The following is a 25,082-nucleotide window of genomic DNA, read 5'->3' as shown; positions in this document are numbered from 1 at the left end:
AAAGCAATGCAAAATTATGAAAATGCCAGGTCACAAATATGACATTGGCGTGAAATTTGCGCATTGATCTTTTATGACCGCAGAGGTAGAACTTAACTGTGGCTGCGCACTCAGTAGCCACTGTTTTCTTTCCACCAGATTCCACCAGACAAAATGAGGGAAACGCGGCATGAAGAGACAGAAACGAGATCGCCTGGATCGGGCACATTCACGGGGTTATCAGGCGGGCATTACCGGACGCTCAAAAGAGATGTGTCCTTACCAAATGCTAGATGCTCGATCTCACTGGTTGGGAGGTTGGCGACAGGCCATGGAGGACAGGACGGTTACCGCGTAACGCCTGTTCAACGTAAAGGAACAAACCTCCGCTGCTGCGGAGGTTTTCGGTTCTGGAGGTCATCGTTTTGCAACAATGACCAGAACGATTAGAAAGCAGTCGTATCTTTGAACAGACCCACTTTCAGGTCGGTAGCGGTGTAAATTACATGACCATCGACCAGCACTTCTCCATCAGCAACGCCCATCACCAGTTTACGGTTAATAACGCGTTTAAAATGAATACGGTACGAAACCTTTTTCGCCGTTGGCAGGACCTGGCCGGTGAATTTCACCTCGCCAACGCCCAGCGCACGGCCTTTACCTTCAGCGCCTAACCAGCCGAGGTAAAAACCGACCAGCTGCCACATTGCATCCAGACCCAGGCAGCCAGGCATAACCGGATCGCCAATAAAGTGGCAGCCGAAGAACCACAGGTCCGGATTGATATCCAGCTCGGCCTCAACAAAGCCCTTACCGTAGTTGCCGCCATCTTCTGTCATTTTGATTACGCGGTCCATCATCAACATATTGCCGGCTGGCAATGGCGGGCCTTCTGCACCAAAAAGTTCACCGCGACCAGAAGCAATCAGGTCTTCTTTTGTATAGGATTCGCGTTTATCTACCATATTCTCAATAAGCCTTATTTTAGTGAATCACGAATTTTAGCTAACACGTGTACGCTGAACAAGTCCGATCAGCGCTGGTTGAACCAGTTTAACCAACGTAGTGCCCACGGAAGCTGTCGTGCATCCTGTTGGTTAATCTGAGCAATGCGATCCTGAATAGAACGCAGCAGGCAAGGATCGTTCTCCTTGTCCCATTCAACACCCGTTAACAACGGCAGGGCTTCATCCACGCTGGATACGGCCCACAAATGGAATTTACCTTCCCGCACAGCATCTACAACTTCTTGTTGTAACGAGAGGTGACGTACGTTGGCCGCAGGAATAATAACGCCCTGATTGCCATTTAGCGTACGTTGATTACAGATATTGAAGAAGCCTTCAATTTTTTCATTTAATCCGCCCACGGGCTGAACGCGACCAAACTGATCGACGGAACCGGTAACGGCAATTTGCTGATTGATTGGCTGTAAAGCGAGTGCGCTGATTAATACGCAAAGCTCTGCCAGCGAGGCGCTGTCGCCATCAACTTCTGAGTATGACTGTTCAAATACCAGGGAAGCGGAGAAGGGCAGCTGTTGGTCCAGCTCCAGCTCGGCGATCAGCCAAGCCTGCATAATCATCATGCCTTTAGCATGGATATTTCCACCGAGTTCTGCTTTACGCTCTACATCGGTAAACTCGCCGTCACCGACATGCACCACACAGCTGATACGCGAAGGCTCACCAAACGGACGTGGGTGACCCGGGAAATCGATCACCGAAAGTGCGTTGATTTGGCCAACCATTTCACCTTCTGTTTCGATCAGAATCTGGTCAAGCAGAATGTCATCACGGACGCGCTCTGAAAGGAAACCTTCACGCCATTCGCGGGTAGTGAGAGCATCGCGTAAATTTTCACCGTTTACGTTCTCATCTTCACTGTAAAGTGCAGCATCCTGCAGCTGGCGTGCCAGCCAGGTTGGATCTAGAGGAAGTGTCTCCTGATCGCCGGTATAGCGGGCTGCTTCGCGGATGAGTACTGGCCAGAAATCAGCGGCCGGGGCCGGATAACCGAGGCTTTGCGCAATGCTGAGCACCCACTGCATCCAGTTAGTGAATTCTTCCTCATCAACCAGCTGGATGTTCTCTTCAAACTCGCTGTAAAGCGACAGCGCAGCCAGCTCGGGTTCCATATCCTGGAAATCAGCCAGTGCATCACGATCGCCGGTAAGAACCAGACGAAGCTGCATCGGCATTGACGGGACGTCAAGTGGCAGAGGCCGTGTTTCATCCTGCGAATACCAGTCAAAGCGCTGGTTGACTATGATTTTTTTCAGGCGTAGCCAGAGTAATGGCTGTGCCAGCAGCGCGCGCAGGGAGAGGATCAGCACGCCGCCGTTGGCGCGGTGAACAAGGCCCGGGGACAGCGTAAGCATCGAGTTATAAACACGAACGCAGCCAAAAAGCTGCTCGGCTTCGATCCAGTCAGCCTGATGAACGCCGCCGGTGCTGGCAAAATTGTCGAGCGGACTTTCCGCCGGGCGCCAGACGATCATTTGCGGTTCAACCAGATAGTGCCCACCGTATAACAGGTTTGCATCATCCTCTTCATCTGATTCGACGAGGGAAGAGAGGACATCCTGTAGCAAAGCCAGATATTCGGCGCTTTCGGCGCTTTTGACCAGCATAAGCGGTACTTTAGCCGGGGTTTGCAGAAGCAGGCTGAGGCCGTTGAACAGGCGAGACTGCACGTTAGCAAAACACTCTGTCTCAGTGGTGGCAGCCTGTGAGATGAGATGCTGGAAGCGTTCTGTATCGGGCTGTAGGGCGCGCCACTCTAATCGGTTGTTGGTCAAAGTTATCGTATTTTTCTGAAATGAATAAAAGCGGCATTATACAATAATTCAGCCTGTTAAGCACAGCAGACATGCGGTTCTGTATTAACTGAATTGATATTCACGCCCTGGTTCCGGTTTTCTTTGCAGCCAGATTAAAAAAAGCTGTTATTCTTAACTTGTTATAGGATCAGCATGAGATTCCGATGAAATATCAACAACTGGAAAATCTTGAAAGCGGATGGAAATGGAAATACCTCGTCAAAAAACACCGCGAAGGTGAAGCGATCACGCGCTATGTCGAACTCAGCGCAGCGCAGGCGGTCGTGGATGAGTTGTTGGCGATGGAGAATACTCCCAATCTGGTTTTGACCTGGATTAACCAGCATATTAATCCGGCTCTTGAAAACCGTATGAAGCAGACGATTCGCGCGCGTCGTAAACGCCATTTTAATGCTGAACATCAGCATACGCGGAAGAAGTCTATCGATCTGGAATATCTGGTGTGGCAGCGTCTTGCTGGACTGGCGCAGCGCCGTAACAGTACGCTTTCGGAAACGGTGGTGCAGCTCATTGAGGATGCGGAACGTAAAGAGCAATATGCCAGTCAGATGTCCTCACTTAAGCAGGATCTGAAGGCTATTCTCGGAAAACCTGAATAGCAGGACGGGAAGCAATTTAACGCTCAGATGCTGTAATGAAGGAAATAAAAAACCCCGCCGAAGCGGGGTTTTTTGCTCAAAGCGTCACTTAAGCCTGAGGCTGAGTCACAACGTCTTTGATGCCTTTAACTTCGATTTCTACGCGACGGTCTGGCGCCAGGCAGTCGATCAGAGCCTGACGGCCTTTCACGCTGTCACAGGTGTTGCCAGTAACTGGGTTAGATTTACCCTGGCCACGTGCAGAGATCTTGTTAGCTGGGATACCTTTAGATACCAGGTAATCCACTACTGACTGAGCACGTTTCTCAGACAGTTTCTGGTTGTATTCTTCAGAACCGATGCGGTCTGTGAAGCCCAGTACTACAACAGAGCCATCTTTAGGGTCCAGATTGCTCAGCTGGGTGTACAGCTGATCCAGAGCCTGCTGACCTTCTGGTTTCAGAGTGGCTTTGTTGAAGTTGAACAGCACGTCAGACTTCAGGGTGAAACGCTTGGTTTCAACAACTGGAGCCGGAGCTGGTGCCGGAGCTGGTGCTGGAGCAGCAGCTTCTTCCTGACCGAAACGGTAAGAAACACCTACGCTGAACATAGAGTTGTCAGGACGTGCACCAACGGTACCTGCGTCACCGATGTTGTTAACCCACTGATAGTCCAGACGGGTTGCCCAGTTTGGAGTCAGAGCATATTCAACACCCACTGCTGCCAGTGGAGAAACGCCGGTGTCGTGATCGCTGATGCGATCGCCGCCAACTACCTGCTGAGTGGAGTCAGCACGCCATACCATACCACCCAGACGGGTGTACAGGTCCAGGTTGTCCAGAACCGGGTAGCTCAACTTAGCTGCCAGCTGAACGCCCTGCGCTTTGAATGCGCCATTGACCTGATCGCCTTTGTTAGGCATACGGCCCAGCCAGTCATAACCCAGTTCGAAGCCCAGGTATGGATTCGCCTGATAACCAACGAATGCACCAGCACCAAGCTGGTTTTCATGAGTTGGGCCGTCGTTGTTTTGGTAACCGTTACCGTAGTAACCTTTGTCGTGGTACTGAGACCAGCCCAGTTTAGCACCGGTATACCAGGTGTCATCTTTAGGAGCGGCCTGCGCTACGGTAGCGAAGCCAGCCAGTGCCACTGCAATTGCGATAGCTGTCTTTTTCATTTTTGCGCCTCGTTATCATCCAAATAGGCAATGAGCTTAAATTAAGCTCTTTGGTTAAATCCTTTGCCGGGTTGTCATGCTCGTTTATGACTCTTCCAAAAAAAGGAGGTTATTGAGCACCCTGGCGAGATAAAGTCTACAACGTACTAGCAAACTTACAAGTGTGATATGACGCTGGCCGGTAAAAAAATAGGGAATCTTACATATTTTTTAACATTCCGAAGGGAATTATGTGTATAAGAAATGGTCAGAGACGCAGCTAACCTATTGTACAGCCGCGTCATAACATTATCTGGGGCTTAAGGCGCGTACCACGAGAAAAAATCCTGAGAATTATCTCATTTTTACTTAATGATACAAACTTGAATGAATTTTTAACCCGCTAAGTGGTCTGCCTGACTGAGAATTTGCACGATCGGGACGCATGATTAACCCCAGTGCCTGGCCAGAGTTTGCTGCTGCCAGCATTCTTGCACGATCGCTCTCCGAAACATCCTCTTCGAACCACCCCAAAACGACGCTGTAATTACCTGTTTGCAAAGCTTTAATCATTGCTTCAACGGTAGTGATTGGCCCTGAATGTGCGGCTTGCATAACGCGATCTAAAGGAAGCCCTGAACGCTGCAACCACTCGCGGCTCAATTTTTGATGAGGAGTGAGCCACAGCTGCCAGCGAGACTGTTTGCCTAACTGCTGTAACAGAGGGAGCAGCAACAGCTGCGTCATACCTGGCTGGTTCTCGCTGTAAATTAATTCGCTAATCAGGCCAGCGGCATTAGCTGGAGCAGATGTCACGCGTGATGAAACGTGGAATGCACTATTAACTGATTGAGATTTCGGGAAATAGGTATGCATGATGTCTTCGCTCGCAATGTCACTGTATGAATATACAGTATATGCGTAATGAACAAAGATCAACCTTATTTTTTTGATTACGCCTCGCAAAATCGCAAGATAACTTGAAACATTCTCATTTATTCATTGAACCTGTAATACGGATTGCCTATGTTTCAATATGTTGATTTTTCGGGATTTATGCGAATGTTCTTAAGCTGAGCAGGGAGTTGCTATGAGTAGTTCAAAACAGAGAATTGAGCAGACGAAACAGCGTTTGGCGGCGTTGGGGCCGGTGGAGTCACGCACACAGTTTGGTGGCTATAGCCTGTCTGTGGCGAAGACCGTATTTGCCGTTGTTGCTGATGGAGAACTGTATCTTCGTGCCTGTGAGCAGGCCCAGCCATATATAAGTGAAAGGAAAATGCAGCCCCTGCATTTTGTAAAGCGAGGTCTGCCGGTTGCCCTTAATTACTACCGTGTTGATGGTGTGTTGTGGTCCGATGCCGACCAGCTAGTGGCTATTTCCTCTCTGTGTCTGAATGGTGCACGGCAGGAATTAAAAGACAGGCTAAGGAATCGGCGTATCAAAGATCTACCCAATATGGGGATTCGGATGGAGGCGTTGCTGCGGGAAGTCGGTATTTGTTCCATTGAAATGCTCATGGAACAGGGGGCAAAACGAAGCTGGCTTAAACTGCGGGCTATCAATAAACATCTTGGTCTTTCGGTGCTATTTGCTCTTGAAGGGGCGATAGTTGGCAGCCACTATGAGGCGCTGCCGACCGCAGTCAAAGAGGAATTGCGCGCCTGGTTTAAAAGCAATGCGCATCGAAAAGGGTGATTTTTTTCAGTAAGCCTGGTTGCCGGCACGTTGAACAATCTGTTGTTTAAGCCTGGCAATTTCAGGTAACAATGCCACCAGCAGGCCCACCTGCTGTAAGACAAGCGGTTCTTTGGTGGCATTATCCGCCTCAGTTTGCTGAATCCGCTGTGCCAGGTTTGCCATCATGCGGTGCGCTTTAGCTTCATCCACCACTTCAATATGCAGGATGTCGTCAACATAGCAGACGGCATCATCCATTAGCTGAAGCAGATTGGTGTTTTCCAGTTTCTCACGGTGTGCCCCCAGCGCCGAAATGTAGCTCAGGAACGAGTGGTTGAGGCACAGTAGTCGGAAAGCGGCTTCACGAAGGGCGCTATCCGCTTTACTTTCAACTGAGATATTCGATACCACGGCAGCGAGCTCTGCATCACCGTTGTGGGCATCCCGCCGTGCGATGCGGTAATCAAGTCGGTTGTCTTTTCCCTGGTGATACTGCACCAACACTGCGTCCAGGTAGCGGCAGTTAGCATTGAGCGTTCGCTCCGCCACGGCCGGAAGTCTGAGGAAACGCCAGTCCGGCCAGATAAATGCGACGGCCAACCAGGCAATGCCGCAGCCCAGCAGCGTATCAATAATGCGTGGCAGCGCGACTTCAAACCCTTCACCCAGCAGATTGAAGCACAGCAGCACCAGCAACGTGATAAACATGGTGGCGTGGGCATACTGAATGTTACGGAAGAAGAAGAACATCACGCCGGTAACGACGATCAGCATCAACTGCCCTTCAATAGACGGTACCAGCCAAAGTAGAGGCAATCCGAGTGCAATCCCTGCCAGTGTACCGACGATTCGCAGTGCCAGCCGCCTGCGCGTGGCACTGTAATTGGGCTGGCAAACAAACAGGCTGGTTAGCAATATCCAGTAGCCGTGCTGCAGGCCGGTGAATTGAATAAAAGCGTAACCGGCGCACAGAAGCAGTGAAAGTCGAACAGCATGGCGGAACAGCGGCGATTCCGCACTCATATGGCGGCTGAGGCGCAGGCGAATATCGCTCCAGCCGGTTAGCCCCTCGCGGGAAAGCGACTGATCGTGGTAATAACCGCCTTCCGCCAGCGCTTGCTCTGATTCTATCGTCGCCAGCTGGGCATCAATCGCTTTCAGATTGTTCAGCAGGAAGTGCATTGCTTTTACTTCCCGGCTCTCCGGCTGTTGCTCAGTCAGTCTCTGGAGCGCTGCGTTAAGATTGGCAAACACGCGTTCAAAGCGCGAATCATGCTGATAGGTTTCGCGCAGCAGGATGGTGCGTGAAAGCTGTCGACATGCCACGGCCTGCAGCGTTAACAGGCGCTGAAAGCGGAAGAGAATATCACTGGCACCCCATGCTTTACGCAGAGAATGGTACTGCACGTGTGAGGAACTGGCGCGCTCATGGATATCCTGAGCGACAAAATAGTAATGAAGCGTACGCCTGGTTCCGCGTTGGCCGCGATCCCCTCGTAGCCGCGACTGTATGGACGCTTTGGCCTGATTCAGCAGGGTGACCAGTTGACTGTTTGCCATAGCGACATCCACCATCGCCTGCCGGTCATCTTCTTCAAGGTCAGGATCGAACAGGCTGGCTTTGGCTTCCAGATACTGCGCCAACTGCGCATAGCAGCGTGACAGATTTTCCTGCAGCGGGCGGATAGGAAACAGCAGGTGCCCGAAAAGCGTCAGCAGGTTATACCAAATGGCGCCGGTCAGTAGCAGGATAGGCTGCAAGTACCATTGGGGAAACAGACTAATTCCCAGCATGGTGTAGATGGCGATCAGCAGTGCGCCGAAGGCAATAGTTGCGTAACGCGGCCCCAACGCGCCCAGCAGAATAAAGCCCCAGCTTGAGATCGCCAACCCGATAACAAACAGCCACGGATGTGGGAAGAGCAGCTCAACAGATACAGAAGCAATACAAAAACAGATCAGCGTAATAAGCAGGTTACGCAGGCGGCCGCTGAGGCGATCGTCGAGATCGGTCAGCGCGGCGGCAACGACGCCCAGCGTTAGCGGTATTGTCCAGGTGATCTGATGCAGCCACCAGGGGACGGCCGTGGTGCCAATCAGGGCCAGCGTAATGCGAATATTGTACAGCCAGCTGCTGTTAAACGCATGCCGGCGAAGGTTATCGATCAGCGAGGTTTGCATGGTACGGCTCACGAAAAACGGCGGCGCGCATTGGCTTCACGTGCAGCACGTGCGACTTCAACGGGCACGACGCGGCGGCCCACCGGCCAGAGTGCGATAACGGCAATTTTCAGGTTAGCGATGCCCACCGGAATACCAATAATCGTCAGACATTGCGCAATACCTGCGGTGATGTGCATCAGGCACAGCCACCAGCCGAAAAAAATCACCCACAGAATATTAAGCAGCGTACCGCCTGAGTTCATTAGTGCACTTTTCCCATCAGGGTTTATCTCATCCACATGTATCGCTTCATTACCGAAGGGCAGCAGTGAAAGTTTAGTGATTTCCCAGCATGAACGGGTCAGCGGCAGGGTAAAAATGAACACGATACTGACTAATGTGGCCAACAACCATGACAGGGTGGTCAGACAGCCGCCCAGAATGAAATTGAGGATATTAAGTATGGCGCGCATCGGTAGTGTCCCCTTAGGCGTTGAGAGAAGTCTCAGTGACAATTCATTGATTGTAACGCGTTTTAACGCTGGAGAGGTAAACTGTCGCCAGCTAAACTATATGCAGATGAAATTAACCGCAGCAGGGTCGCAGGAATGGAACTGAAAGCAACATCGCTGGGTAAACATCTGGCACAACATCCTTACAATCGGGTGCGGCTGTTGAATGCTGGCGTTGAGGTCAGCGGTGAAAAACACGAGTATCTGATCCCCTTTAATCAGCTGTTATCCATAGCCTGTAAGCGTGGTCTGGTTTGGGGCGAGCTGGAATTTTCATTGCCTGACGATAAAGTCGTTCGTTTGCACGGTACGGAATGGAATGAAACGCAGCGTTTCTACCACTACCTTAGCCTCGCCTGGCAACAGTGGAGCCAGGAGATGAGTGACGTGGCGGCCGGAGTGTTAAACCAGCAGGCCGAAGCCATTCGCCTTGCCGAGCAGCAGGATCGTTGGCTGAAACGCAGCGATATTAGCAGCTGGCAGCAGGCGATCCGTAAATCCTTCGACGCCGTGCCGCTTCCTGTATCCCGGCTTGACGAATTTGATAACTGCCGCGAATCCTGGCGGTATTGTCAGCAATGGCTGAATGACAGTGACAGTCAGCGCGTGAAGCGAAATGCGCGCTGGACGGAGCGTATGCTGGAACAGCACGCCGATTACTTCGAGCAGGTGGAGAGTTCGCCGCTGAATCCCTCGCAGGCGCGAGCGGTGGTTAATGGTGAAGATTCGGTGCTGGTACTGGCCGGAGCGGGCAGCGGTAAAACCTCGGTGCTGGTTGCGCGGGCGGGGTGGCTGTTGCTGCGCAAGCAGGCGACGGCGGAACAGGTGCTGTTGCTCGCTTTTGGTCGTAAAGCGGCAGAAGAGATGAATGAGCGTCTGCGTTCACGCCTGCACAGCGAAGACTTCTCGGCACGTACCTTCCACTCTCTGGCGTTGCATATTATTCGTCAGGGCAGCAATAAATCCCCCGCGATCAGCAAACTGGAAAGCGATACAGCGGCGCGTCATGATTTGCTGATTAGCGTCTGGCGGCAGCAGTGCAGTGAGAAAAAAGCCCACGCCAACGGCTGGCGTCAGTGGCTGAGTGACGAGCTGGAATGGGAGATAGAGGAAGGAGACTTCTGGCAAAGTAATAGCCTGGCAAAGCGGCTGGCGGCACGCCTTGAACGCTGGCTGGGGCTGATGCGTATGCACGGCGGTGCTCAGGCGGCAATGATCGACGGTGCGCCGGAAGAAATCCGCGAACTGTTTAGCAAAAGAGTCAAGCTGATGGCTCCGCTGCTAAAAGCCTGGAAAACTGCACTGAAGGAAGAGGGTGCAGTTGATTTTTCTGGCCTGATCCATCAGGCGGTTAATATTCTGGATAAAGGCCGCTTTATTAGCCCGTGGAAACACATTCTGGTGGATGAGTTCCAGGATATCTCGCCGCAGCGGGCAGAACTGCTGGCTGCACTGCGTCGGCAAAATCGGCAAACCGCACTGTTCGCCGTCGGCGACGACTGGCAGGCTATATACCGGTTCAGCGGCGCTGAAATGACCCTGACCACGGCTTTCCATCACTATTTTGGTGAGGGCGACCGCTGCATACTTGATACCACCTACCGCTTCAATCAACGCATTGGGGAAGTTGCCAACGCCTTTGTACAGCGTAATCCGCACCAGTTGAAGAAAACGCTGAACAGCCTGACCAAAGGAACCAAAAAATCGGTTCAGCTATTGCCGGAAGATCAGCTGGAAGCGCTGCTGAATAAAATGAGTGGCTACGTTCAGCCGAACGAGCGGATTATGGTGCTGGCCCGCTATCATCACCTTCGCCCTGAGGTACTGGATAAAGCGGCAACTCGCTGGCCAAAACTCAAACTGGAGTTTATGACTATCCACGCCAGTAAAGGACAGCAGGCGGAGTACGTTATCCTACTGGGACTGTCTCAGGGGGATGAGGGTTTCCCTGCACCGGCGAGGGAATCGGTGATGGAAGCGGCGCTACTGCCCAAGGTGGAAGAGTTTCCCGATGCCGAGGAGCGTCGACTGGCGTATGTCGCCATCACCCGTGCAATCCATCAGGTCTGGCTGCTTTACGATCGCGATGAACCGTCGGATTTTGTTGCCGAACTGGGCCGCCAGGGCGTTCCGCAGGTGCGAAAACCCTGACGGCAGAAGCGGTTACTTCAGGCGCTGCTGCAGGTAGCGCTCGTAATCCGGGATCTGGATTTCAACCTGCTGATCGAATAACGGCGAGTGGATAATGAAATCAGCGGTGGCGCGGTTGGTGGCCACCGGGATATTCCACACGGTAGCCAGACGCAGCAGGGCTTTCACATCCGGGTCGTGCGGAACGGCGTTCAGCGGGTCCCAGAAGAAAATTAACAGATCGATTTTCCCTTCCGATATCAACGCACCCACCTGCTGATCGCCGCCCATCGGGCCACTGAGCATGGCGGTAACCGGCAGGCCGGTGGCTCGCTGTACCAGATTACCGGTTGTGCCGGTGGCATACAGCGTATGGGGCTGCAGCTTATCTCTGTGAATATTTACCCATTCCATCAGGGAGTTTTTACAGTGGTCATGAGCGACCAGCGCAATATGTTTTTGCGGCTGTATCTTACGAGTGGTCTGGTCCATTCAGATATCCTGGCTATGTAGGGTAACGGCAGAAACGTCAAATAAACAGAAAGTTGAGTGTAACGTTGCGGTTAAACGGATATCAACTGGTATGTAAGGCTTTCATCAGGGTAATAAAACGCTGGCGGGTGGCAGCATCAACCTGCTGATACCAGAGATGCAGCATCCTTTCCGCTGCCGAACGGCGATCGAGGGCCAGATCCTGCTCCTGTGCAGCGCTAAGGGCAGTATGTTTACCCGGCTGCGCAAAACGTGGAACCGAGGCGTTTTCTCCGTTCAGGTTATAGTGAATCATCGCCTGTTCAAAATCACCGCTGGTAGTGACGGTCAAAAAATCGCGCTTATTTGCGATCTCGCCGCCTTTTTCATCGACTAAAGTAAACTGCGGTTTCCTGTCGAACATTCTGACTTCGCGTACGGAAGCTAAAGGGGGAAGCTGAATCAGCACCGAACGACTGCGGGCGGTAAACGTCACAATTTGCGGAGCCGAAACCCAGGTTACGGGGCTGTGGGCGGGGATATGAAACGATTTCTCTACGCGAAAAAGCAGCTGATGTTCGCCGCGCTCCAGCTCTAATCCGTCAGCGCCTTTTAGCAGCGAACCGGAAATTTTATGCCCGTCCAGAACCAAAAGGTCGATATCGGCAGAAAGCTTTAGCGTGGTTGCCTGCACAGAAGAGGCAATCAGCATCATGACCAGCCCGATTATGACCTTAAACAGCTTCATTCTTACTCCAGACGAGCAAAAGGTGAGAAAACGTCGAATGTATCAAAGTCTTTCAGTATGGCATCATATTAACATTTAAACACACTTAATCGTGCTATTGATCGTGAATTACTGAAGTGGTGATACTGAGCCAGGCGAATCAGTCATAATGAGAAAATACAGGCCGTTAACCCGAACCGGAGAGAAAAATGGATGACAAAAAGATTATCAATGTTCTGACCAGTAGCAAAACTATCGCCCTGGTAGGGGCCACTGATAACGAGCAGCGCCCGGCCTTCCACGTTATGGAATATCTTCTTTCTCAGGGTTATGCCGTTATACCGGTCAACCCTAAACTGGCCGGTCAGAAACTGTTGGGGCAGGCGGTTTATGCCGAACTGAAAGACATTCCTCAGCCTGTCGACATGGTGGATGTGTTCCGCAACGCGGAGGCGGCGTGGGGCATTGCCCAGGAGGCGATTGCCATCGGCGCGAAAACACTTTGGCTGCAGATTGGGGTGATCAACGAACAGGCTGCGGTGCTGGCGGCGGATGCCGGGCTAACCGTTGTGATGGATCGCTGCCCGAAAATAGAAATCCCGCGCCTTGGATTGGCGAAGAGCGCATAAAAAACCCTGCTTTAGCAGGGTTTAAATTAGTTTCTCAGGCTTGGAGACTGCAGCTGCTGGCGAATGGAAAGCGCCAGCTCATCCAGCGACTGCTGATCAGGATGTTCTCCCGGCTGCTCCCAGGCAATCTGCGCTTCGGCCAGGTAGGTGTGTACCGTCTGGCCTTCTTCATCTTCCATCACCACATGATACCAGGGCGCTGCACGCATTGCTTCGCTGCCGCTGATATCTTCACTGACCGACTCTTTCAGTGAATACTGAGGATCGACATCGACTATCACGCCCAAAAAACCCAGCAGCTGATGACGAACCTGCTGACCAATACCGTATTTGCTGGCAATCATGGGTGACCTCCTGAAACGTTGCCCTTACCACAGTGTATGGAGGCGAAGGCAACACTTTTCAAGTCACAGCACGCGGCAGGCGAAACCTTTCAGATAAAGTCCTTCCGGATAGCTGGAAATAACCGGATGATCGGCAGCCTGACGGAACTGCTCAATAATCTGCACGTCGCGCTTAGCATCGACGGCGGCATCTGCAATGAGCTTCTGGAACAGTTCGGTAGGCATCAGTCCGGAGCAGGAGAAGGTCATCAGCATACCGCCCGGGTTCAGCAGTTGCATCGCCAGCATATTAATGTCTTTATAGCCACGGCACGCACCCATCAGCTGATTTTTATTCTCAACAAACTTAGGTGGGTCCATCACAATCAGATCGAATTTTTCGCCTTCGTCACGATAGCGGCGCAGCAGTTTGAAAACGTCATCGCGCAGGAACTGGGCCTTGCTCAGATCCAGACCGTTTAACTCAACGTTCTGCTTTGCCACATCCAGCGCCGCCTGCGAAGTATCAACGCTGATCACTTCACGACAGTTGCCCATCAGGGCGGAAACTGCGAAACCACCGGTGTAAGAGAAGCAGTTCAGTACGCGACGATCTTCTGCATAGCGGCGGGTTGCCAGACGGCTGTCGCGCTGATCGAGGTAATAGCCGGTTTTGTGACCAGTCTGAATGTCCACCAGCAGCTTCATTCCGTGTTCGGTAATCGGCAGCAGTGCCGGTGGCGTTTCGCCCAGAACAACACCCTGGGTCAGCTCCAGACCTTCTTTTTTACGCACGCTAACGTCAGAACGATCGTAAATTGCGCAGCCCGGATAGCAGGTTTGCAGCGCGGTGATCAGCGCGGCACGCTGGTATTCCGCTCCGGCAGACAGGAGCTGCAGCACAAGGAAGTTACCGAATCGATCGATAGTGATCCCCGGCAGCCCGTCGGATTCACCGGCAATCAGGCGGTAGCTGTCAAGATTATCACGGTGAGCCAGCCAGTCGCGCAGCTGCTGCGCGGCCTGCAGACGGCGGACGAAAAAGTCGATATCAATCGATTCGTCTTGCTCCCAGCTCCAGACGCGTGCGCGAATTTGCGACTGTGGAGACCAGGCGGCACGTGCCAGCCATTTTCCCTGGCTATCGCAGACATCAATAGTTTCACCCGACTGGGCTTTACCTTCCATGCGGGCAATCGCCCCGGAGAACACCCATGGATGGCGACGGAGTAAGGACTTTTCACGCCCTTTGGCAAGAATCAAACGAACAGTCATAGTTAGTTATGCTTATACTCAGAGAATCAGGCGATATTGTCCGGTGCTGACTGGGAAAAAGCAATCAGTGGTGGAGATAAGGAGAGAAAATGGCGAGTGTCGGTCTGCGTGCATGGGTTTACGGCAGAGTGCAGGGCGTCGGGTTCCGCTACAGTACCCAGCGCGAAGCAAAAGCTCTGGGGCTTACGGGTCATGCGATAAACCTTGATGACGGCAGCGTAGAAGTTTTGATGTGCGGTGAGCAGCAGCAGGTTGATGCGCTGCTCGGCTGGCTGCAGGCAGGAGGGCCGCGAAGCGCCAGGGTTGAACGCGTATTGACGGAGCCCTGCCAGCCTGCTGCCGGGTTAAAAGGGTTTACGACGGGTTAGCGTTACAGGCACTTCGCGGGCTTGGGTAAACCGGCAATTTTAGTCGCCTGTTTAGCGGGGCCTTTCGGGAACAGCCGGAAAAGATAACGGCTGTTGCCTTTCTCTTCGCCATACTTCTGTGCCATGGCTTTCACCAGCATGCGTACGGCCGGAGAGGTATTAAACTCCAGATAAAATTCGCGCACGAACCGAACGACTTCCCAGTGTGCGTCGCTCAGTTCAATGTCTTCTTCTTCCGCCAGCAGCGGTGCCAACGCTTCGCTCCAGTCTGCGGTGGATTTCAGATAGCCCTGCGCGTCGCGCTCAATCTCTCTGCCTTCAAATTGCACTCTATTACCTCTACAGCCTGATTCACTCTGCGGCGGAGTTTAACAAACTTTTACTTCAGCCAAAAATAAAGCCCCGCATAAGCGAGGCTTTGTTTACATCAGGTCAGAATTAGTTGCTGCGGGACATGCCCAGCAGGCTCAGCAGACTTACGAAGATGTTGTAGATCGAAACGTACAGGCTGACGGTGGCGCGAATATAGTTGGTCTCGCCGCCGTTAATGATGTTGCTGGTTTCCCACAGGATGGCACCGGTAGAGAACAACACAAACAGCACGCTGATCGCCATATGCAGCGCCGGGATGTTCAGGAAGATGTTAGCCACAACCGCAATCAGCAGCACGACAAAACCTGCCATCAGCATGCCGGACAGGAAAGACATATCCTTACGAGTGGTCAACACGTAGGCTGAACAGCAGAAGAACACCAGCGCAGTACCGCCCAGCGCCAGTCCAATCACATCACCCATGCCGGCAGACAGGAACGAGTTCAGGATCGGTCCCAGGCAGTAGCCAAGGAAACCGGTAAAGGCAAACGCAGCCAGAATACCCGCCGGGCTGTTAGCCAGACGATAGGTCAGGAACATCAGGCCGTAGAAACCCACCAGCATCAGGATCAGTCCTGGGGAAGGCAGAGCAAACACGGTGCTCAGCGTGGCGGTGACGGCGGAAAATGCCAGCGTCAGGCCCAGCAGGAAATAGGTATTACGTAAAACTTTGTGCGTGCTCAACAACGAGCTTTCGCGTGAGGAATAAACTATGCGATCCATAAAGCACCTCTCAGGGTCACTAAAATACCAGAGAGAATAAAGAGGGAAGGGCGAAGGGGAAAGATGTTTTACCCTTCTTTACTCGCTAAAGCGCTGATAACTTAAGCAGATTGGCGAATATCACAGCGAGCGCGTCGTTTTCGCTGATTTTTCAGGCAAACGAAACAAAACCTGCTTTACAAGCCCGGTCGGGATGTTTATAGTGCGCCCCATTGTGGAAGCGTGGCCGAGTGGCTGAAGGCACCGGTCTTGAAAACCGGCGACGGGAAACCGTTCTAGAGTTCGAATCTCTACGCTTCCACCACCTAATTCTACGGGTCAGCGAAAGCTGACCCGTTTTGTTATGCGAAAAATAAATTTGCAGGCAAAACAAATCCGCTAAGCTTGTCTCTGTCTCTGTCTCTGTCTCTGTCTCTGTCTCTGTCTCTGTCTCTGTCTCTGTCTCTGTCTCTGTCTCTGTCTCTGTCTCTGTCTCTCTTCATTTTTGTACGGCAACATCATCGGTTTGAGAGGAAAAACCGTCTGTTTTATAATCACTTGCCGCAATGTTTGCCTGTAAAACAGCCAAAAGAATTCAAATGTTCACAAAATCAACAAAATAGCGAAAAATAATCTTGGCAAACGAAAAAACTCCCCCTATACTGCGCTCCATCAGTTACCGGCACCTTAGCCGAAGCTGATACCGTGTGGAAGCGTGGCCGAGTGGCTGAAGGCACCGGTCTTGAAAACCGGCGACGGGAAACCGTTCTAGAGTTCGAATCTCTACGCTTCCACCATCTATTCTGACCCCGAGCTTGAAGAAGCTCGGGGTTTTTGCTTTTTACAGCTATCACCTCAAACGTCTTCTGTTTTCCCTCACATCCTGCTATTTTCTTGCTGTGATGAGCGATTGAGCATTACAGAAAACATCTTGTTTCTTTTCAATCTTCTAATGCCACTAAACCGCCGGGGGCAGAGTCTGCTATATTCTCAATATCGATGATGATTGTGAGTTTCTGGACTTTCTCTGGAGAGCGGTGGTGGTGACCCAGCGTTGTGCGCTGTTTTCTTCTGTGCCGCACGTTTATCTGCCAGTTATTCACCCTGATGAATCAATGGAATACACCTATGATTAAAAAGTTAAGTCTCTGTGCACTCGCTGTATGCTCTGCACTTTCCGGCGTGTCTGCATGGGCTGCCGATAGCGATTACCAGTTGGAACAGGTGCTGATGATGAGCCGCCACAACCTGCGTGCGCCGCTGGCGGACAATGGTAGCGTGCTGGCACAGGCGACGAAAAAAGCCTGGCCGAAGTGGGATGTGCCGGGTGGTCAACTGACCACCAAGGGCGGTGTGCTGGAAGTTTATATGGGGCGCTATACCCGCGAATGGCTGGCGCAGCAGGGGCTGATTAAAGATGGCGAATGCCCGTCTCCTGACGCGATCTATGCGTATGCCAACAGCCTGCAGCGTACCGTCGCCACCGCGCAGTTCTTTATTACCGGTGCGTTCCCGGGATGCGATGTAGCGGTTTCTCATCAGGATGAAATGGGTTCGATGGACCCGATCTTTAATCCGGTTATCACCAGCAGCAGTGAAGACTTCAACAAGCAGGCGCTCTCAGCGATGAATGCCGAAGGCGAAAAGCTGGCGCTTAAGCCTGCATTCCAGCGCCTGGAAAAAATTATCGATTATAAAAACTCTGCGGCCTGCAACGGCAAAAAACAGTGCGATCTTTCCAGCACCAATCAGAACACTTTCAGCGCCGACAGCGGCAAAGAGCCCGGCGTTTCTGGTCCGCTGAAAGTGGGTAACTCACTGGTTGATGCGTTTACCCTGCAGTATTACGAAGGCATGCCGCTCGACCAGGTGGCCTGGGGACAGATCAAAACTCCGGAGCAGTGGAAAGAACTGTCGGCCATTAAAAATGGTTATCAGGACACACTGTTCACCTCCCCCCTGGTAGCGCGAGAAGTGGCTGCCCCGCTGGTGGACTATATTCGCAGCATGCTGATCGACCAGGATAAAGACAGCGCGCCGAAAGTCACGCTGATGGTCGGCCATGATTCTAATATCGCTTCGTTATTGACCGCGCTGGACTTTAAGCCTTATGACTTAGCCGATCAGAATGAACGTACGCCAATTGGCGGGATGATTCAGTTCCAGCGGTGGCTGGATAAGAAAAACAACCGTGAGCTGGTGAAGGTTGAATACGTTTATCAGAGCACCGAGCAGCTACGCGATGCAGAACCTCTGTCGCTGGATAACCCGCCGAAACGCGTGACCCTGCAAATGGCCGGCTGCCAGACTGATGCTAACGGATTCTGCCCGTGGGATCAGTTCACTGCGGTGTTGAATACTGCGCTGCAGGGTACGTCAATGCAGGTTGCTGAACCTGTTGCCGCTTCAGCCGATGCGGCTGACGTAACGAAAGAGGCATCGGACAAAGCTGCTGCCGATCAGGCTGCTGCTAAAGCAACACAGGATAAAGCCGCGACGGATGCCAAAGATAAAGCGGCGGCTGAACAGCAGGCAAAAGACAAGGCAGCTCAGGAAAAAGCGGCGAAGGAAAAGGCCGCCGCGGAGAAAGCTGCTGCTGAGAAAGCCGCTAAGGAAAAAGCTGCCGCAGAACAGGCTGCAAAAGATAAAGCGGCCGCAGATAAGGCCGCTGCTGACAAAGCAGCAGCGGATAAAGCAGCAGCAGAGAAAGATAAGGCTAGCGAAACTAAGACCGCTCAGCCTGATTCCGCCAGCAGCGCTGATAAAACACAGGCGCAGCCGTCAGCGAGCTGATTGCGTTTTTCCAGACCCGCCAACGTTAAAAGGCCGACACCCGGGTGTCGGCCTTTTTTTCACCATTTTCAAGGTGGGCTTATTTGCTGATTACCACCAGCTTTTGATTCACAAACTCTTTAATACCAAGATCGGAAAGCTCACGGCCAAAACCAGAACGTTTGATGCCACCAAACGGTAACTCCGGGGCGGTATTACTGGCCGAGTTGATATACACCATGCCGGTTTCAATACGCGATGCCAGCGCTTTACCGCGAGCGATATCTCCGGTGAACACGGCACCGCCCAGACCATAGTGGGAGTCGTTAGCCAGTTTGACCACCTCATCGTCGTTACGCACGATGTAGATCTGCGCTACCGGGCCGAAGAACTCTTCAAACCAGGCGGGGTTATCGCGTGTAATACCGGTCAAAATGGTCGGCTGATAGAAACAGCCTGCACCGTTCACCGGCTTGCCGCCCAGCACCAGTTTTGCGCCTTTTTCAACGGCCTGTTTCACCTGTTTCTCAAGGCGATCGCGCGCTTCTGCTGAAGAGAGAGGGCCAAGGGTCGTGTTGGGATCTAACGGATCGCCAATTTTCACTGCCTCAAAAGCGGCAACGAGTTTTTCCATAAACGTCTCGGCGATCTTCTCGTGCACCAGGAAACGTTTGGCGGCGGTACACACCTGACCGCAGTTGCTCAGGCGCGCACCTGCGCCCGCCTTCACCGCTTTGTCCAGATCGCAGTCATCAAGCACCACGAAAACGTCGTTACCACCGAGTTCAAGAGTGGTTTTCTTCAGATATTTACCCGCCTGCTGCGCTACAGCGCTGCCCGCGCGTTCTGAACCGGTGAGGGCAGCACCCTGAACACGGTCATCGGCAATCAACTCTGCGATTTGATCATTGCTGACAAACAGATTGGTCCAGGCACCTTTTGGTGCACCTGCCTGACTGACCAGATCGGCAAAAAGCGTTGCGCAGTGCGGGACATTTTGCGCATGTTTTGCCAGCACCGGATTACCGGCGGCAAGGTTAGGTGCCAGTACGCGCATCAGCTGGTAGAAGGGAAAATTCCACGGTTCAACGGCGACCAGCACACCAATGGGATGATGTTCCACCCAGGCTTCACCCAGTTCGCTGGGATAACGTACGGGAGCAAGAAAACGCTCGGCGTTTTCGGCATAGTAGCGAGCGATCTGTGCACAAAGCTCAACTTCTCCCCGGCTTTGGCCAATCAACTTGCCCATCTCTTCACTGGCGGCGATGGCAAGTTCCTCCACGCGTTCCTCGATCAGCGTAGCCAGCTTCTGTAATACCTGTAAACGCGGTTGAATGTCTCCTTTTGACCAGCTGGAGTGATACAACGCATCGGCGGCTGCCAGCGCCTGTTCTACCTGTTCGTCAGTGTGCGCGGGCCAGGATTTTATCAGCTTATTGCTCGCGGGATTGATGGTCTGATAGGACATTCTACGCTCCTTGGTCGTTAGTCAGCCCTGCGGGCTGAAATGTGTCACGTGGAGTTAAGCGTAGTAGAAACCTAGAAGGGCATGCCAGGTTATCGGAAGAGTCCCAGTGGAATAAAACAGAAAGGGCGGGAAAATCCCGCCCTCTGCTTCAGACATTTTTGCGTTCGACCACTTTATTATCCCAGGTCAGCACATCGTCTTCGGTTTTGTTAAATGCACGAATCAGAACGTCATCGCTTCCCTGTTGTTCCCAGATTTGTTCGGCAAGGCGTTCATCATAATTAGCCACCTCGAAGATGGCTTCCGCGATTTCCAGCGAGGTGCAGCGCAGGGCGGCCCATTCTCCGACGTGATGAGCCTTAGATTGTTGTGTTGCCATAATTGTCTCCTGTCCGATTATCCGTTGAGTTTTACTGCCAGCCCGGCAACATATTCACCCTGATAGCGTGCAATATTGAGTTCTTCTTCGCTGGGCTGACGGGAACCGTCGCCGCCGGCAATGGTGGTTGCGCCATACGGCGTTCCGCCGCGTACCTGAGAGATATCGAAGAGTTCCTGCGTTCCGTACCCGATGGGAACGATCACCATGCCGTGATGGGCGAGGGTGGTCCAGGTGGAAGTGATGGTCTGCTCCTGACCGCCCCCGGTACCGGTAGAGGCGAAGACGCTGGCGAGTTTGCCGTAGAGGGCTCCAGACGCCCACAGTCCGCCGGTGCGATCGAGAAAGTTACGCATCTGCCCGGCCATATTGCCGAAACGGGTGGGCGTGCCAAGCAGGATGGCATCATAGTCCGCCAGTTCTCTCGGATCGGCTTCTGCCGCGGTCTGGCCGGTTTTACCGCCAACTTCGGCAAACCGGGCGGCATCCATTGTTTCCGGCACGCGTTTAATGGTGACTTCTGCACCAGGGACTTTACGGGCACCTTCCGCAACGGCCTGCGCCATTGTTTCAATATGTCCGTACATGGAGTAATAGAGCACTAGAATTTTAGCCATACGCTGCTGACCTCTTCAAACGCCAAGTTAATTTTTTAACTGATTTTTCAGTATAGAAGAAGCCTCTGCGGCTGCCTGGCGGCAGATCAATTTTGTATTAAAAATCATTTCGGGGTGGTCCTGGGTCTGACTATGCAGGCGACGGGCAGGGCCAGCAAACCCGGCAGGGTGTGATGAACGCAGCCCACACCGTGCGGTGCTTGACCGGCTGCCGTTATCCCCGCACACTGACGCCAAAATTACAGCAGAGTGCGTTATGTCTGGTTTACTTTCCCGTTATAAATTTTCCATTAACACCAGTGAGCTGGTGCTTATTCTGATTACCATGGTCTGGGGCGGCACGTTTCTGGCTGTGCATCATGCGATGACCGTCAGCGGCCCGTTCTTCTTTATCGGTGTGCGGTTTGCCGTTGCGGCGCTGTTGCTTGGGCTGGTTTCATGGCGCGTTATGCGCAACGTCACCTGGCCTGAGATCAAAGCCGGTGTGCTGATCGGCATTGCGATTGGACTGGGATATGGTCTGCAAACTTACGGAATGCAAACCATCTCCAGCAGTAAGTCGGCCTTTATTACTGCAATGTACGTACCGCTCGTTCCGCTAATGCAGTGGGTGTTTCTGCGTAAAATGCCGGGGCTGATGTCGTGGATTGGCATTGCGCTGGCGTTCAGCGGACTGCTGTTGCTGGCCGGGCCTGATGGCGGAGAGGTGGCGTTTAATGTCGGTGAAATTGCCACGCTGCTCAGCACGCTGGCGATTGCCGCAGAGATCCTGCTCATTGGAGCCAGTGCGGGGAAAGTGGACGTGCGGCGCGTTACCGTTATTCAGCTGGCCGCCGCCTCGATTTTTGGTTTTCTGATGATGGCCCCGAACGGCGAGTCTGTTCCGGCGTGGAGCCCGTATCTGCTGTACAGCGCGGTGGGCCTGGGTATCGCCAGCGCCATCATTCAGGTGACGATGAACTGGGCACAGCGCAGCGTTTCTCCGACCCGTGCCACCGTGATTTATGCCGGTGAACCGGTATGGGCAGGCGTTGTAGGGCGCATTGCCGGGGAACGCCTGCCGGCTATCGCTCTGCTGGGCGGCGCATTGATTGTGATGGGTGTGCTGGTTAGCGAGCTGAAACTGAAGCGCAAAAAAAAGGCGAAGGGATCGCCTTCGCCCGTAGAGTGTAAAAACGGCTAACTGTCCTGGCGTACTACGCTGCTGTCGCTTAAGGCAGCGGCACGCTTATGGCTCAGAATCGCATTGAGCAGAATCGCACCAAACGTCGCCGTGCCGATGCCGCCAAGTGTGAAGCTGCCGATTTTCAGTGCGAAATCACCCGCACCCAGTACCAGTGTCACCGCCACCATAATCAGGTTACCGTTCTGGCTAAGATCAACATTGTTCTGTACCCAGATCCGCGCGCCGGCCACGGCGATCAGGCCGAAGACCACGATCGAGGCACCGCCGATGACCGGGCCCGGAATCGTGTGGATCAGCGCACCAAACTTAGGTGAAAAGCCCAGTACCATGGCAATCAGCGCTGCTGCAACGAACACCAGTGTCGAATAGACTTTAGTGACGGCCATCACCCCGATATTTTCCGCATAGGTGGTCACGCCCGTTCCGCCTGCGCTACCGGAAATCATGGTCGCCAGACCGTCACCGACGAACGCACGGCCCATCCATGGATCGAGGTTGCGTCCGGTCATTCCGGCCACGGCTTTGATATGGCCGAGATTTTCTGCCACCAGAATCACCGCCACCGGCGCGATCATCACGATAGCCTGAGTGCTAAACGTGGGTGACGTAGTCTGCGGCATACCGAACCAGGCCGCAGCGGCCAGCGGGCTGAAGTCCACCGGCGTGCCAAAACCCAGCACGTTGGTCATCAGTGCATAAATCGCCCATGCGACAATCAGCCCGACCAGGATTAGCAATCGCTGCACCATGCCGCGGGTAAAAACCGCCACCACGCCGATACACATCACCGTCATCACTGCCATCCAGCTGTCGAACATCGAAGCGGATACGCCGCGAACCGCAATCGGCGCCAGGTTCAGGCCGATGGCCATGACCACCGCCCCGGTGACCACCGGCGGCATCATCTTTTCGATCCAGCGGGTTCCCGCCTTCATCACCACAAAGCCGATCAGCGTGTACAGCGCGCCGCAGGCAATGATCCCGCCCAGCGCAACGCTGATATTGGGGTTGATGCCCTGGCCGTTAAATCCGGTGGCAGCGATGACCACGCCGACGAACGCCGCACTCGAACCGAGGTAGCTGGGGATACGCCCGCCGGTTACCAGGAAGAACAGCAGGGTGCCAATACCCGACATCAGGATCGACAGGTTAGGATCAAAACCCATCAGCAGCGGCATCAACACGGTGGCACCGAACATCGCCACCGCGTGTTGCAGGCCCATAATCAGGGTTTGCCCGACGGGCAACGCTTCATCGGGCGCGACAATATCCTGCGCTGACGCCGTTTTTTTCGACCATTGAGGAAACCAGGAACTCGCCATCGTCTTCTCCAGAGTGTCATAACCACATTGACCGGCCGCGTTGCCGCTGAATGAGCCAGTAGGTATGCGGGCCGTGTAGCCCGCGAAGAAAAATCAGAAACTGTGCTCTCCCACCGGGTGATAGCGGCGATCGAAATAGATCAGGCCACTTCGGCTATCGCCAAACACCAGCGCGCGGGTTTCACAGACCAGGATGTCATGTGTACCGACGCTGACAATCTGGCTGACGATGCAATCAAATGAGGCCAGCGCGCCGCTGAGGATCGGTGACCCGGTTACCTGGGTCGTCCAGTCGGCGGCAATAAAGCGCTCGGCCATTGGCGTTTTACCGCCGAACAGACCGGACAGCGACTCATGACCTGCGGCCAGCGTATTGACGCACAGCTGCATGTTCTCTCTGAATACCTCGTATACCGAAGCAGAACGATTCAGGCATACCAGCAGCGTCGGAGGTGAATCCGTGACGCTGCACACCGCCGAGGCGGTAAAGCCAGCACGCCCCGCGGGGCCGTCGGTGGTGATAATATTGACGGCGGCGCCAAGGCGAGACATGGCATCACGAAACTGGTGTTTTTCTACCGTCGGGTCATTCAGGGTTTCAGCCATATCAGCTCCATATCAACGGTTTCGGGGCTGCGTTCGGTATGCTGCAGCCAGGTCAGTAAATGGTGATTAAAGGTGGCACTGTCGGTAACGCTCATGGCATGGCCGCCCCAGTTCATTTGCTGTAGCGTGGCATTGGGCAGGGCAGCATGCAGGCGTTCGGAACAGGTCCAGGGAACCAGCAGATCGTCGCGGGAGCAGAGCAGCAGTACCGGCTGGGTGATACGCGCCGCCTGCGTGCTGTAATCGCAGCTCATCAGCGCGTGCAGCCGCTTAAGCAGATTCTCCATCCCCTGAAAATGCGCGGTATGCAGCGCATCTTCGGCTTCAATACGATCCTGATGCTCCGACAGCCAGTCTGCGGGATAAAGAAACAGCGGCTGAGCGCGGACATAAGCCTCGACGCCCGTATTGAGTAACAGATCCTGACGCACGCGAAAGCAGCGACGGGTATGGGCATCCAGCTGAAGCCAGCCGTTGACCAGTACGAGTCTTTCCACCCTTTGCGGATGGTCGAGCGCCAGTTGCATGGCGATCATCCCGCCCAGCGCGTGGCCGATAACATCGAAGCGTTCAATCCCATGCCGGTCTAGTCGCGCGATCAGCTCGTCGGCCATATCCTGCATGCTGTAACCGTCAGGCAGGCTGTCCGCGCTGCGGCCGGTGCCGCGCTGGTCATATACCACCACGCGATAGGCGGCGCGAAGGGCGTTCATTTGCGGTAGCCAGAAGTTCCCCAGTCCGCCGAGTCCGGCGGAGAGTACAAGGGTTCTGGCATCGGGATCGCTACAGCCTGACAGTTCAATATGCATAAGGTATCC

Annotated in this window: 26 protein-coding genes and 2 tRNA genes; 10 read left to right on the top strand and 18 right to left on the bottom strand. The window is 53.5% G+C overall.

All coding sequences use genetic code 11. From position 1 onward, the window contains the following. Positions 1–169 precede the first annotated feature (169 nt). Entirely contained in the window at positions 170–337 is a 168-nt protein-coding gene (gene rmf / locus JOE09_RS06470) for a ribosome modulation factor (protein WP_105593410.1), read from the top strand. A gap of 88 nt (positions 338–425) precedes the next feature. On the opposite strand, the gene fabA is transcribed toward rmf, so the two are convergent. After that, positions 426–944, bottom strand: a complete 519-nt coding sequence (gene fabA / locus JOE09_RS06465; RefSeq protein ID WP_205065218.1) for a bifunctional 3-hydroxydecanoyl-ACP dehydratase/trans-2-decenoyl-ACP isomerase — start codon at positions 942–944, stop codon at positions 426–428. Between the two features lie 68 nt (positions 945–1,012). Next, positions 1,013–2,779: an AAA family ATPase gene (locus JOE09_RS06460; protein ID WP_205065217.1), complete on the bottom strand. Its 1,767-nt coding sequence runs from the start codon at positions 2,777–2,779 to the stop codon at positions 1,013–1,015. 185 nt (positions 2,780–2,964) lie between these two features. Between JOE09_RS06460 and matP the strand changes: the two genes are divergently transcribed. Further along, complete coding sequence (gene matP, locus JOE09_RS06455) at positions 2,965–3,420, top strand: macrodomain Ter protein MatP (protein WP_105593407.1); 456 nt, start codon at positions 2,965–2,967, stop codon at positions 3,418–3,420. A gap of 88 nt (positions 3,421–3,508) precedes the next feature. Here matP and ompA read toward each other — a convergent pair whose 3' ends face one another. Together ompA and sulA are read right to left on the bottom strand one after the other, a co-directional pair. Beyond that, positions 3,509–4,579, bottom strand: a complete 1,071-nt coding sequence (gene ompA, locus JOE09_RS06450) for a porin OmpA (protein ID WP_105593406.1) — start codon at positions 4,577–4,579, stop codon at positions 3,509–3,511. Positions 4,580–4,927: 348 nt separating this feature from the next. Beyond that, the gene (gene sulA / locus JOE09_RS06445) at positions 4,928–5,434 is read right to left on the bottom strand and encodes an SOS-induced cell division inhibitor SulA (RefSeq protein ID WP_205065216.1); all 507 of its coding nucleotides are present in this window, start codon (positions 5,432–5,434) and stop codon (positions 4,928–4,930) included. Positions 5,435–5,648: 214 nt separating this feature from the next. Between sulA and JOE09_RS06440 the strand changes: the two genes are divergently transcribed. Further along, positions 5,649–6,257 carry a TfoX/Sxy family DNA transformation protein gene (locus JOE09_RS06440; RefSeq protein ID WP_205065215.1) on the top strand — a complete coding sequence of 203 codons (609 nt, stop codon included), beginning with the start codon at positions 5,649–5,651 and terminating at the stop codon, positions 6,255–6,257. 6 nt (positions 6,258–6,263) lie between these two features. Here JOE09_RS06440 and yccS read toward each other — a convergent pair whose 3' ends face one another. Further along, positions 6,264–8,420: a YccS family putative transporter gene (yccS, locus tag JOE09_RS06435; protein WP_205065214.1), complete on the bottom strand. Its 2,157-nt coding sequence runs from the start codon at positions 8,418–8,420 to the stop codon at positions 6,264–6,266. 8 nt (positions 8,421–8,428) lie between these two features. Further along, positions 8,429–8,875 (bottom strand): YccF domain-containing protein, encoded by a 447-nt coding sequence (locus JOE09_RS06430; protein WP_205065213.1) that lies wholly within the window; start codon positions 8,873–8,875, stop codon positions 8,429–8,431. A gap of 135 nt (positions 8,876–9,010) precedes the next feature. Here JOE09_RS06430 and helD point away from each other — a divergent pair, with 135 nt between their 5' ends. After that, on the top strand, positions 9,011–11,065 hold the full coding sequence (gene helD, locus JOE09_RS06425; protein WP_205065212.1) for a DNA helicase IV: 2,055 nt from the start codon (positions 9,011–9,013) through the stop codon (positions 11,063–11,065). A gap of 12 nt (positions 11,066–11,077) precedes the next feature. Here helD and JOE09_RS06420 read toward each other — a convergent pair whose 3' ends face one another. Beyond that, a complete protein-coding gene (locus JOE09_RS06420) occupies positions 11,078–11,536 on the bottom strand; it encodes a methylglyoxal synthase (RefSeq protein ID WP_200561386.1) in 459 nt (152 codons plus the stop codon). Between the two features lie 82 nt (positions 11,537–11,618). Then, entirely contained in the window at positions 11,619–12,263 is a 645-nt protein-coding gene (locus JOE09_RS06415) for a DUF2057 family protein (protein WP_205065211.1), read from the bottom strand. Between the two features lie 188 nt (positions 12,264–12,451). Here JOE09_RS06415 and JOE09_RS06410 point away from each other — a divergent pair, with 188 nt between their 5' ends. After that, positions 12,452–12,871: a CoA-binding protein gene (locus JOE09_RS06410; RefSeq protein ID WP_200561382.1), complete on the top strand. Its 420-nt coding sequence runs from the start codon at positions 12,452–12,454 to the stop codon at positions 12,869–12,871. A 26-nt stretch (positions 12,872–12,897) separates the two neighbouring features. On the opposite strand, the gene hspQ is transcribed toward JOE09_RS06410, so the two are convergent. Beyond that, positions 12,898–13,215, bottom strand: a complete 318-nt coding sequence (hspQ, locus tag JOE09_RS06405) for a heat shock protein HspQ (RefSeq protein ID WP_105593397.1) — start codon at positions 13,213–13,215, stop codon at positions 12,898–12,900. A 63-nt stretch (positions 13,216–13,278) separates the two neighbouring features. Then, positions 13,279–14,469: a 23S rRNA (cytosine(1962)-C(5))-methyltransferase RlmI gene (gene rlmI, locus JOE09_RS06400; protein WP_205065210.1), complete on the bottom strand. Its 1,191-nt coding sequence runs from the start codon at positions 14,467–14,469 to the stop codon at positions 13,279–13,281. 89 nt (positions 14,470–14,558) lie between these two features. Here rlmI and yccX point away from each other — a divergent pair, with 89 nt between their 5' ends. Then, complete coding sequence (gene yccX / locus JOE09_RS06395) at positions 14,559–14,837, top strand: acylphosphatase (RefSeq protein WP_105593395.1); 279 nt, start codon at positions 14,559–14,561, stop codon at positions 14,835–14,837. Between the two features lie 2 nt (positions 14,838–14,839). On the opposite strand, the gene tusE is transcribed toward yccX, so the two are convergent. Together tusE and yccA are read right to left on the bottom strand one after the other, a co-directional pair. Next, on the bottom strand, positions 14,840–15,166 hold the full coding sequence (gene tusE / locus JOE09_RS06390) for a sulfurtransferase TusE (RefSeq protein ID WP_105593394.1): 327 nt from the start codon (positions 15,164–15,166) through the stop codon (positions 14,840–14,842). Positions 15,167–15,275: 109 nt separating this feature from the next. Next, entirely contained in the window at positions 15,276–15,932 is a 657-nt protein-coding gene (gene yccA, locus JOE09_RS06385; protein ID WP_105593393.1) for an FtsH protease modulator YccA, read from the bottom strand. A gap of 216 nt (positions 15,933–16,148) precedes the next feature. On the opposite strand from yccA, the gene JOE09_RS06380 reads away from it, so the two are divergent. The 3 genes from JOE09_RS06380 (at position 16,149) to agp (ending at position 18,704) form a co-directional block, all read left to right on the top strand. Then, positions 16,149–16,236: transfer RNA gene (locus JOE09_RS06380), tRNA-Ser, on the top strand. Positions 16,237–16,620: 384 nt separating this feature from the next. Then, a tRNA-Ser gene (locus JOE09_RS06375) sits at positions 16,621–16,708 on the top strand. Between the two features lie 331 nt (positions 16,709–17,039). Continuing rightward, entirely contained in the window at positions 17,040–18,704 is a 1,665-nt protein-coding gene (gene agp / locus JOE09_RS06370) for a bifunctional glucose-1-phosphatase/inositol phosphatase (protein ID WP_205065209.1), read from the top strand. A gap of 79 nt (positions 18,705–18,783) precedes the next feature. Here the strand turns inward: agp and JOE09_RS06365 are convergent, their stop codons facing one another. From JOE09_RS06365 to wrbA, 3 genes are all read right to left on the bottom strand, one after another. After that, the gene (locus JOE09_RS06365) at positions 18,784–20,154 is read right to left on the bottom strand and encodes an NAD-dependent succinate-semialdehyde dehydrogenase (RefSeq protein ID WP_205065208.1); all 1,371 of its coding nucleotides are present in this window, start codon (positions 20,152–20,154) and stop codon (positions 18,784–18,786) included. Positions 20,155–20,302: 148 nt separating this feature from the next. After that, the gene (locus tag JOE09_RS06360) at positions 20,303–20,533 is read right to left on the bottom strand and encodes a YccJ family protein (protein ID WP_205065207.1); all 231 of its coding nucleotides are present in this window, start codon (positions 20,531–20,533) and stop codon (positions 20,303–20,305) included. Positions 20,534–20,550: 17 nt separating this feature from the next. Further along, a complete protein-coding gene (wrbA, locus tag JOE09_RS06355) occupies positions 20,551–21,150 on the bottom strand; it encodes an NAD(P)H:quinone oxidoreductase (protein WP_205065206.1) in 600 nt (199 codons plus the stop codon). A 256-nt stretch (positions 21,151–21,406) separates the two neighbouring features. Here wrbA and JOE09_RS06350 point away from each other — a divergent pair, with 256 nt between their 5' ends. After that, complete coding sequence (locus JOE09_RS06350) at positions 21,407–22,333, top strand: DMT family transporter (protein ID WP_105593555.1); 927 nt, start codon at positions 21,407–21,409, stop codon at positions 22,331–22,333. Here the strand turns inward: JOE09_RS06350 and rutG are convergent. From rutG to rutD, 3 genes are all read right to left on the bottom strand, one after another. Then, positions 22,330–23,658 (bottom strand): pyrimidine utilization transport protein G, encoded by a 1,329-nt coding sequence (rutG, locus tag JOE09_RS06345; protein WP_205065205.1) that lies wholly within the window; start codon positions 23,656–23,658, stop codon positions 22,330–22,332. The two genes, JOE09_RS06350 and rutG, sit on opposite strands and share 4 nt — an antisense overlap. Before the next feature lie 93 nt (positions 23,659–23,751). Beyond that, positions 23,752–24,264: an NADH-dependent FMN reductase RutF gene (gene rutF / locus JOE09_RS06340; RefSeq protein WP_205065204.1), complete on the bottom strand. Its 513-nt coding sequence runs from the start codon at positions 24,262–24,264 to the stop codon at positions 23,752–23,754. After that, positions 24,249–25,073, bottom strand: a complete 825-nt coding sequence (gene rutD / locus JOE09_RS06335) for a pyrimidine utilization protein D (RefSeq protein WP_205065203.1) — start codon at positions 25,071–25,073, stop codon at positions 24,249–24,251. The genes rutF and rutD overlap by 16 nt, the downstream gene beginning before the upstream one ends. Positions 25,074–25,082: the final 9 nt, after the last annotated feature.

This window comes from Pantoea coffeiphila (assembly GCF_016909495.1).
GTDB lineage: Bacteria > Pseudomonadota > Gammaproteobacteria > Enterobacterales > Enterobacteriaceae > Erwinia > Erwinia coffeiphila.
Note: the sequence above shows the minus strand (reverse complement) of the source record. Positions and strands in the feature narration are given on the sequence as shown.